The following is an 8,811-nucleotide window of genomic DNA, read 5'->3' as shown; positions in this document are numbered from 1 at the left end:
CCCCCCCCCCCCCCCCCCCCCCCCCCCCCCCCCCCCCCCCCCCCCCCCCCCCCCCCCCCCCCCCCCCCCCCCCCCCCCCCCCCCCCCCCCCCCCCCCCCCCCCCCCCCCCCCCCCCCCCCACGCCAACGTCGCCCGCGTCCTGGCCGGCCACGTGCATCGGCCCACCACGGCTGCCTTCGCGGGCACCGTCCTGGCCACCGCGCCGAGCACCCACCTGCAGAGCGGCCTCGCCCTGCGCGGCGAGGCCCTGACCTACCTCCCGGAGCCGACCGCCTTCCTGCTGCACCTCCGCAGCGGCAGTTCGTGGATCACCCACACGGTGCCGGTCAGCCATGCCGCGGCGCCGACAGGGCAGTTCTAGGCAGGCGGAGTCAGGAGTGGGTCGGGAACCCACCCGCGCGCACTCCGGCCACGAAGGCGCCCCAGGAGGGGGTGGGGAAGAGCAGGGCGGGACCGCCCGGGTCCGTGGAGTCCCGGACGGGCGTGATCTGCGGAGAACCGACGGCAACCTCAAGGCAGTTGCCGCCCTGGCCGCTGTAGCTGCTCTTGCGCCACAGTTGCTCCTCGATGACCGGCGCGAACATCCGGTGCCACCTCTCTGGTCCTGGTCGTTACATCTCGTGCCTTATCCGGGCGAGCAGGTCGAGACTGTCTCCCGGGCTCAGGGCGGCCGTACGAAGCGAGTCGAAGATCAGCGTATATTCTGCGGCCTCCTCGGGGGTCTCCATGAACAGCGTTCCGGTCCGATGCTCCACGCAGACGACATCAGAGAATGCCGGGTTGGGGAAGGCGAAGAGGACGAACGCGCCGAACAGGCCGGCGTGTGCGCCGGCCCGGTCGGGGACGATCTGAATGTTCACGCTCGGGTGGTCAGCCATCTCGGCCAGGTGGTCGAGCTGTCGGCGCATGACCGCCGCACCGCCGACCTGTAGGCGCAGGGCGGCCTCGCCCTCGATCACGCAGAGTCGGGGCGGATCGGTCCGCTTCAGGACCTCCTGCCGTTCGATGCGCGCCGCCACCAGGGCCTCTGCGGCCTCGGGCCCCAAGGTTGAGGGAGCGGCCTGGATGACCGCCCTTGCATAGTCGGGCGTCTGCAGCAGGCCTGCCACCAGCAAGGTCTCGTAGGAGCGGATGTAGTGGGCCGTCTCCTCGTAGCCGATGAAGTCGGAGAACGACGGCCTGGCGATGCTGGCCCGGCGTACCCAACCAGGCTCGCGCCCACGGCGTGCCAAGGACACCATCTCCTCGACCTGGGCGGGGTCCTCGACATCGTAGAACGTGAGCAGGTCGCGCAACTCGCCCAATGAGATGCCGAGGCGAGCGTTCTCAATTCGATTGATCTTGGTGCGGTGGCACCCGATGCGCTCGGCCGCTTCATCCAGGGAGCAGCCGGCCTCCTCGCGGAATCCGGCCAGCAGGGCAGCCAGGCGACGCCGTCGAACGGTCGGGCGCACTTCGGACATGTGACCACCTTTCAAATCACCTGCACGAAGGCAAGGTTAGCAATCCGAATTGATCATGGATCAATTTCCAAAAGGTCGATTGCCAAAAGCGTGAGGCGCGGAGCGCACTAACGATGAGTGGTCGAGGTGCGACTCACCGTGATCGCACTGACGGGTCACCGGGCATCCTCATGCCTTGTCCGGCTGGCAACGCCATCGACTGCTCCCCCTCCTGTACGAAAGGCGGCCTCGCCATGCCCGAAACCTCGAGCAACGCCCCCGAGTTCACCGTCGCCGACAGCTGCTGGCTGCCGCGCAGTCGGCAGTCGCCCGGCGCTGCCCGCCGGCTGCTGGCGAACCTCCTGGACAAGGTGGCGTACGGCGACCGCTACGCCGATGTCGGCCTGCTGCTGGTCAGCGAGTTGGTGACGAACGCCGTCGTCCACGGGACCCCGCGGGACCGGCTGGTGTGGGTGTCGGTGGGCGTGGGCGAGCACCGGCTGCGGATCGAGGTGCACGATGCGTGCGGCGATCGGGAGCCGGTGTTGCGGGCGGCCGGGCCCGAGGACGAGTCCGGGCGTGGGCTGGCGCTGGTGAGGCTGCTGGGGGAGCGGTGGGGGTGTTGCCCGCGGCGGGGTGTCGGGAAGATCGTCTGGGTCGAGTGCGGGCCGGTGGCGCCCGGCAGGGCGGCGTGAGGCGCGCCCGGCGGTCGTAGCCGCTACTGCTGGTCGCTGCCGCAGTAGCGGCACTTGGTGGCGGCTTCGGGGAGGTCCTCGGAGAGGCAGGCGGGGCAGGTCTTGACCGGCTTGGGGTCGCCGAAGACGGCGATGCCGCGGCGGGCCTGGATGTGCTTGTAGGGGACCACGATCCCGAAGTACACCACCGCCATGAAGACGATGAAGTAGACGATCGAGGAGATGAACGCCCCGATGTTGACGTAGGTGGGGATGTTGCCCGCCGCGCCGAGCTGCCAGCCGAGGCCGAGGGCGTGGCCGCCCTGGCCGCGGGTGATGATCGGGTTGATCACGTTGGTGGTGAAGGACGCGATCAGGGTGGAGAAGGCCAGGGCGATGATCAGCCCCACTGCTGCGATGACCACGTCACCGCGCATCAGGAAGTTCTTGAAGCCCCTCAGCATCGTGCCTGCCTCCTCCTCGCTGCTGTCACCTCCTCACAGGTGAACCGATCGCGGCGGTGCCGGCCAGTGCCGTTGGTCCGACCGGCGCAACGTGCGGATGCGCCGTAGGCAGAGTGCGACGAGGACGAGCAGCAGCAGGAGCTGCCCGGCCGGCACCAGCCGGTAGGCGAGTTGCAGGACCAGCGCCTGCAGGGCGCTCGGGTGCAGCGGGTGGGCCAGACCGGGGTCGTACACCAGGGTCAGCAGCGCGGTGTGCGCCAGCAGCAGCGGGTCGAACCAGGAGCGCTCCAGCAGTGCCAGCAGGAGCCAGGCGATCGCGTCGTACCAGGGCCGGACGTAGGCAGTGCCCAGCAGGTAGGCCATCACCACGGCCAGCGCCGGGCGCGCGGTGAGCCGGACCAGGTCACCCTCGTTCGCGGGTGGGAGGGCGCCGAGCAGCAGGGCGGCGAGCAGGGTCACCGCGAGGAGTTGCAGGACGGTCATGGCCGACTGTGCGCCCGAGCCGCCGAGCACCGGGACCAGCAGGGTGCGGTCCAGCAGCTGCCACGCGGTGCCGTCGGCGGCCGCCCCGCCGACGTTCTCGGCGTTGCCGACGGCCTGCGGGGTCAGACCGTAGCCGATCGCCAGGGCCGCCGCACCCGCGCCCGCGGTGGTGGCCAGGCGCCGCCGGTCGTGGCGCAGGCCCCAGGCGAACGGGAGCGCCAGAATGCCCAGCGTCAGCTTGACGGCGGTGGCCGCGGCGAGGGCGAGGCCGGTGCCCAGACTGGTGCCGCTGCCAATGCCGCTGCGGGTGGTCAAGCTCGAGTGCCGCAGTGTCCAGAACGCGAGGACCAGCAGGAACGCCCCGATCGTGTCGACATGTGGACCCGCGACCAGGTTCCACAGCAGCACCGGATTGAGCGTCCACAGCAGCTGGGAGCGGACCTGCCGGGCCGGATCCGGCCCGGCCAGCCGGAACAGCAGCGCACCGGTGGCGAGGAACGCCGCACCGCTCAGCAGCGACAGCAGCCAGACGGTGCGCAGCATCGAGGTCCCGCCGCCGATCGAGGCGAGCCACTGGGTGGCGGTGGCCACCGGCCCGTAGACCGAGGGGGTGTGCAGCCAGGGTTCGGCGAGCGACAGCCGGCCGACCGGGTCGCCGCGCTGGGCCAGGTCGGCCGGCGTCAGCAGGTACGGGTTCAGGCCGAGGGCGGCGGTGCGGCCGTAGGCGGCGTAGTTGAGCGGGTCGGTGGTACCGAGCGGCGGCACGCACAGCAGTCCGCCGACCGCGAGGGCGCCGGCCGGCAGCAGACGACGCGGCCGCGGTGCCCAGCCGCGCCGCACGGCGGCGAGGCCGGCCGCCACCGCCGCGGTGCCGAGCAGCAGGACCACGGCGACCAGCGCCCAGACCAGCGGGTCCGCGGGGCCGGCGTGCCCGAACCACGGCGGCAGGATCCCGCCGGGGCCGAAGTCCGGCTCGACGGCGGACGGGCCGAGCAGCCCCAGCAGGACCGTCAGGGCCACGCAGCAGCCGATCGCCAGTAGCGCTGCGGTCCCGAGCGCCCGTCCGGGTCGCGCCGAGGCGCCCCGACGGTGCTGCCGTCTCGGCCCCGCCGGTGCGGGTGGAGACGGCCGTGATGGTGCGGACACGTGGATCCCCCGATGCTCGTGTGCGTGATCGACCATCGGCAACCTGATCGATCGCCAGAGATGATCACACAGCCTGCTGAGCGGGACCCACGCGGCCTACCCGGCCGGGCTACCCCGTCACCGCTCCGGGTGGCCGCGGTGCCGGCGCCACTCGGAGGCGAGGATCGCCATGTCCTGGTCGTCGATCCAGCTGCCGCCGTAGTTCAGCACCTCGCGGCGGGTGCCCTCCAGGACGAAGCCGACCTTCTCGTAGGCGCGGCGAGCGCGGGGGTTGTGGGCGTACACACTGAGCGAGATCCGGTTCAGCCCGAGCTGCTCGAAGCCGTAGCCGACGGTGAGCCGCACGGCCTCGGTGCCCAGCCCGCGGTCGCGCCCGGCCCCGGTCATCAGGACCCGGAAGTTGCAGCTGCGGTTGGCCGGGCTCCACTGGTTGAGCACGGTCTCGCCGACGCAGCGGCCGCTCGCCCGGTCGACGATGGCCAGGTCCAACCGGTCCGACTGCTGCGCCCGGGTGCTGTACCACTCCTGCATCCGGCGCTCGGCCGCCTCGTCCAGCGGCGGGGGCGGCGTCGTGCCGGGGTCGCCGTCGGTGAAGCGGCCGACCTCGGGGTCGGTGAGCCAGTCGCGGATCGCCGGGGCGTCCTGCGCCAGGTCGAAGGGGCGCAGCAGCACGAGGTCGCCGGTCAGGGTGGGCTTGGTGGAGAGGTCTGTGGTCTGGCGATCGGTCATGCGGTGATTCTGGGCAGGCTACGCCCGCTGGACAATCGGATTTTCAGCCCTGTGGCGCGGTGAGCACGCGCAGGTGAGTACACCTACTCAGGTGCGGCCGCCGTTCCGGGCGCCACCATGAGGGCAACGCCCCGCCCCGCCGCCCGAAGGACCCGACCGTCATGCTGAGCCGCCTTGCCACCGCGCTGCTCCCGCTCTTCGGCACGCTCACCATCAGCACCGACCCCGACACCCCCGTCCTCGCGCCGGGCAGCATCATCGCGGCCAACCACACCTCGCTCGCCGACCCGGCGATCGTGCTGGCCGCACTGCAGCGGCTCGGGATCCGTCCCGCGGTGCTGGCCACCGCCGGACTGTGGCGGCTCCCGCTGCTCGGGCCGGCGCTCACCAGGGAGGGGCACATACCCGTGCGGCGCGGCACCGCCCGCGCCGCCGAGGCGCTCGGCGGGGCCGCCGCCGCGCTGGCCGCGGGCCGCTCGGTGCTGATCTACGGCGAGGGCGGTCTGCCGCGCCGGCGGGACTCCGGGGAGGCGCCGCCGGAGCCGTTCCGCAGCGGGCTGGTCCGCCTCGCCGCGGCCACCGGCGCCCCGGTCGTCCCGCTCGGGCAGGCCGGCGCGCGCCGCCTGACCTCCGGCACGCCGTCCAAGCAGCTCGCCGGACTGGCCACCGCCCCGCTGCGCCGCCCCGGCTACCACGTGCACCTGGGCGCCCCCGTGCACAGCACCGACCCCGCCGTCCTGCACGCTGCGGTGACCGCCGCCTGGCGCACCGCGGCCGGCCGGGTCCGCCGCTGACCGGCGCCGCCCCGCTACGCTCCTCCGCATGCTGACCACCCGTACCGGCGCCTCGCGCGCCGCCGTCCGTGACCGCGTCCTGGCCCTCGGCACGCTGCCCGTGGCGGCGGCGGTGCTCACCGGGGTGAACGCGGTCTACCTGCTGCTCGTCGTCTTCGGCAACGTCACGGACTTCGGCACCAACCAGCAGTTCGTCCACCACGTGCTGGCGATGGACACCACCTTCCACGACAGGTCGCTGATGTGGCGGTCCGTCACCTCGACGACCGCCCAGGACACCGCGTACGTCGCGATCATCGCCTGGGAGGCGCTGAGCGCCCTGGTGCTGACGGCGGGGACCCTCGCCTGGTGGCGGCGGCCGCGGCAGGCGCGGCGGCTCAGCACGCTCGGCCTGCTGCTGATGCTGCTGCTCTTCGGGGTCGGGTTCATCGGGATCGGCGGCGAGTGGTTCGCCATGTGGCAGTCGAAGGCGTGGAACGGCCTGGAGGCGGCGATCCGCAACGTGACCCTGGCGGGGCTGGCGCTGCTGGTGGTGAACTTGCCGCACACGTCGCAGGAGTGAGGGGGCCGGGCATGGAGCTGCCGCTGGCGGGGGTCACCGTGGTCGCGTTGGAGCAGGCGGTGGCGGCGCCGCTGGCGACCCGGCACCTGGCCGACCTGGGAGCCCGGGTGGTCAAGGTGGAGCGGCCGGACGGCGGGGACTTCGCCCGCTCCTACGACCACAGCGTGCGCGGGCTGGCCAGCCACTTCGTCTGGCTGAACCGCGGCAAGGAGTCGATCACCCTCGACCTCAAGACGCCCGCGGGCCGCTCGGTGCTCACCGACCTGGTGGCCGGCGCCGACGTGTTCGTGCAGAACCTCGCGCCCGGGGCCGCCGCCCGGCTCGGCTTCGGCGCCGCGGAGCTGCGGGCCCGGCACCCGCGCCTGATCACCGTGGACCTGTCCGGCTACGGCGCCGGCGGCCCGTACCAGGACCGGCGGGCCTACGACATGCTGATCCAGTGCGAGACCGGCCTGGCCTCGGTGACCGGGCCGCCGGACCGGCCGGCCAAGACGGGGGTGCCGGCCTCGGACATCGCGGCCGGGATGTACGCGTTGTCGGGGACGCTGGCCGCGCTGGTCGGCCGGGCCCGGACGGGGGAGGGCAGCGCGGTGGAGATCGCGATGTTCGAGGCGACCGCCGAGTGGCTGGGCCACCAGCTGCACCACACCCAGGCCACCGGCCGCAGCCCGGGGCGGGCGGGCCTGTCGCACCCCGCGATCGCGCCCTACGACGCCTACCCGACCGCCGACGGGCAGGAGGTGCTGATCGGCATCCAGAACGACCGCGAGTGGGCCAGGTTCGCCGCGGGGTTCCTGGACCGGCCGGAGCTGGCCGACGATCCCGCGTGGGCGACCAACGTGGCCCGGGTGCGCCGGCGCCGGCTGGTGGACGCGCTGGTGGGCGGGCGGACCGCGACCATGACGGCGGCCGAGGCGATCCGGCGGCTGGACGGGCTGGCGATCGCCTGCGCCCGGCTGAACCAGGTCGGCGACCTGCTGGACCACCCCCAGCTGGCCGCCCGGGACCGCTGGCGCCCGGTGGCCACCCCGGTGGGCGAGGTCCGCGGGCTGCTGCCGCCGTTCGGCTTCGCGGGCGTGGAGCTGCCGATGGGCCCGGTGCCGGCGCTCGGCGAGCACACCGGGGCGGTGCTGGACGGGCTCGGCTACCCGCCGGCCCGGGTCGCGGCGCTGCGGGCGGCGGGCGCGCTGGGGCTGGCCGAGTAGCCGCCGGTTAATTCGGTTGCGTGCCACGGCAGGGTCGCTAATATCGATCGAGTTCGAGCCCGGCTGGGCTGCCCAGGATGTCGTGCGAGGGAGGTGCCTCTCGATGGTCGCCGCTGTGACGCGGCGCGCTCTCGTCTGCGCGCCCTACGACGCCTCCCCCCACCCCCTGCCTGCCGGCTGACACTGCGCGCTGACGCGCCCTCCGGCGGGCCCTCCCGCCAGGAGAACACCGCAGTGCCGAAGCAGTTCACCGACCACGAGTCGTTCGCCCGCATCCGCAGCAAGGGCAAGGGCGGCAACCGCCGTGGTTTCGACGACGACGCCTACGAGGCGGCGTTCGCCGAGTACACCGAGCACACCGACTACGCCTCCTACGACGACGACGGCTACGCCGCCGACGACGAGCAGGCCGACGCCCTCGCCGCCGGCGCGGCCGGCGACGGCCCGCCGACCGGCGACCGCTGGTCCACCTGGGACCAGTCCACCCCCACCGAGAAGGGTCCGGAGCCGCGCCCCGACTGGGTGGTGACCGAACTCGCCGCCGTAGACACCGAGTTCGGCATCCTGAAGACCGGTAAGGAGGCCGACGTCTTCCTGCTGGAGCGCGCCGTGCCGGGCACCGGGCGCCGCTCCCTGCTGGCCGCCAAGCGGTACCGCGACGGGCAGCACCGGATGTTCCACCGCGACTCCGGCTACCTGGAGGGCCGCAGTCACAAGGAGTCCCGGGTCAGCCGGGCGATGGCCAAGCGGACCGAGTTCGGCAAGCAGGCGATCGCCGGGCAGTGGGCCGCGGCCGAGTTCGCCGCGCTCTGCCGGCTCTGGTCGGCGGGGGCCGCGGTGCCCTACCCGGTGCAGATCCTGGGCACCGAGATCCTGATGGAGTTCATCGGCGACGAGTCCGGCGCCGCGGCCCCGCGACTCGCCCAGGTCCGGCCCGAGGAGGCCGACCTGGTCGACCTGTGGGAGCAACTCGGTACCGCGCTCAGTCTGTTGGCCCGGGACGGGTACGCGCACGGCGACCTGTCGGCCTACAACATCCTGGTGCACCAGGGGCGTCTGGTGATCATCGACGTGCCGCAGATCGTCGACGTGATCGCCAACCCGCGCGGGCGCACCTTCCTGGAGCGCGATGTGCGCAACGTCGGCGGCTGGTTCATCGCCCGCGGTCTGCCCAGGGCGAAGGTGGACGAGCTCTCCCGGGAACTGGCCTTCGAGGCCCGGCTGGACTGAGCGCCTCCCGGGCTGGGCGACGGCCCGGCCGGACTGACGGGCAGACCGGGATCGCCGGGACGGGGAGCGGCTCCCGTCCCG

The 8,811-nt window shown here is 73.3% G+C and carries 11 protein-coding genes; 6 read left to right on the top strand and 5 right to left on the bottom strand.

Going from position 1 to position 8,811, the window contains the following annotated elements; genetic code table 11:
• Nucleotides 1-152 precede the first annotated feature (152 nt).
• The gene (locus ACQRUO_RS35835) at nt 153-362 is read left to right on the top strand and encodes a hypothetical protein (protein WP_428320352.1); all 210 of its coding nucleotides are present in this window, start codon (nt 153-155) and stop codon (nt 360-362) included.
• A 10-nt stretch (nt 363-372) separates the two neighbouring features.
• On the opposite strand, the gene ACQRUO_RS35830 is transcribed toward ACQRUO_RS35835, so the two are convergent.
• Complete coding sequence (locus tag ACQRUO_RS35830) at nt 373-585, bottom strand: DUF397 domain-containing protein (protein ID WP_428320351.1); 213 nt, start codon at nt 583-585, stop codon at nt 373-375.
• 27 nt (nt 586-612) lie between these two features.
• Nucleotides 613-1,464, bottom strand: coding sequence for a helix-turn-helix domain-containing protein (locus ACQRUO_RS35825; RefSeq protein ID WP_428320350.1), 852 nt, complete (start codon nt 1,462-1,464; stop codon nt 613-615).
• Between the two features lie 233 nt (nt 1,465-1,697).
• Between ACQRUO_RS35825 and ACQRUO_RS35820 the strand changes: the two genes are divergently transcribed.
• Entirely contained in the window at nt 1,698-2,138 is a 441-nt protein-coding gene (locus ACQRUO_RS35820; protein WP_428320349.1) for an ATP-binding protein, read from the top strand.
• A 23-nt stretch (nt 2,139-2,161) separates the two neighbouring features.
• Here ACQRUO_RS35820 and ACQRUO_RS35815 read toward each other — a convergent pair whose 3' ends face one another.
• From ACQRUO_RS35815 to ACQRUO_RS35805, 3 genes are all read right to left on the bottom strand, one after another.
• Nucleotides 2,162-2,581 (bottom strand): MscL family protein, encoded by a 420-nt coding sequence (locus ACQRUO_RS35815; protein WP_428320348.1) that lies wholly within the window; start codon nt 2,579-2,581, stop codon nt 2,162-2,164.
• A 33-nt stretch (nt 2,582-2,614) separates the two neighbouring features.
• On the bottom strand, nt 2,615-4,084 hold the full coding sequence (gene mptB, locus ACQRUO_RS35810; protein WP_428320347.1) for a polyprenol phosphomannose-dependent alpha 1,6 mannosyltransferase MptB: 1,470 nt from the start codon (nt 4,082-4,084) through the stop codon (nt 2,615-2,617).
• Nucleotides 4,085-4,327: 243 nt separating this feature from the next.
• Nucleotides 4,328-4,939, bottom strand: coding sequence for a GNAT family N-acetyltransferase (locus tag ACQRUO_RS35805; protein WP_428320346.1), 612 nt, complete (start codon nt 4,937-4,939; stop codon nt 4,328-4,330).
• Nucleotides 4,940-5,100: 161 nt separating this feature from the next.
• On the opposite strand from ACQRUO_RS35805, the gene ACQRUO_RS35800 reads away from it, so the two are divergent.
• From ACQRUO_RS35800 to ACQRUO_RS35785, 4 genes are all read left to right on the top strand, one after another.
• A complete protein-coding gene (locus ACQRUO_RS35800; protein WP_428320345.1) occupies nt 5,101-5,733 on the top strand; it encodes a lysophospholipid acyltransferase family protein in 633 nt (210 codons plus the stop codon).
• A gap of 28 nt (nt 5,734-5,761) precedes the next feature.
• On the top strand, nt 5,762-6,295 hold the full coding sequence (locus tag ACQRUO_RS35795) for a DUF2165 domain-containing protein (RefSeq protein WP_428320344.1): 534 nt from the start codon (nt 5,762-5,764) through the stop codon (nt 6,293-6,295).
• An 11-nt stretch (nt 6,296-6,306) separates the two neighbouring features.
• A complete protein-coding gene (locus ACQRUO_RS35790; RefSeq protein WP_428320343.1) occupies nt 6,307-7,500 on the top strand; it encodes a CaiB/BaiF CoA transferase family protein in 1,194 nt (397 codons plus the stop codon).
• Between the two features lie 234 nt (nt 7,501-7,734).
• The gene (locus ACQRUO_RS35785; protein WP_428320342.1) at nt 7,735-8,730 is read left to right on the top strand and encodes a serine protein kinase RIO; all 996 of its coding nucleotides are present in this window, start codon (nt 7,735-7,737) and stop codon (nt 8,728-8,730) included.
• Nucleotides 8,731-8,811: the final 81 nt, after the last annotated feature.

It is taken from the genome of Kitasatospora sp. LaBMicrA B282, from assembly GCF_050325825.1.
Classification (GTDB): Bacteria; Actinomycetota; Actinomycetes; order Streptomycetales; family Streptomycetaceae; genus Kitasatospora.
This window is presented reverse-complemented; position numbering and strand designations above follow the sequence as displayed.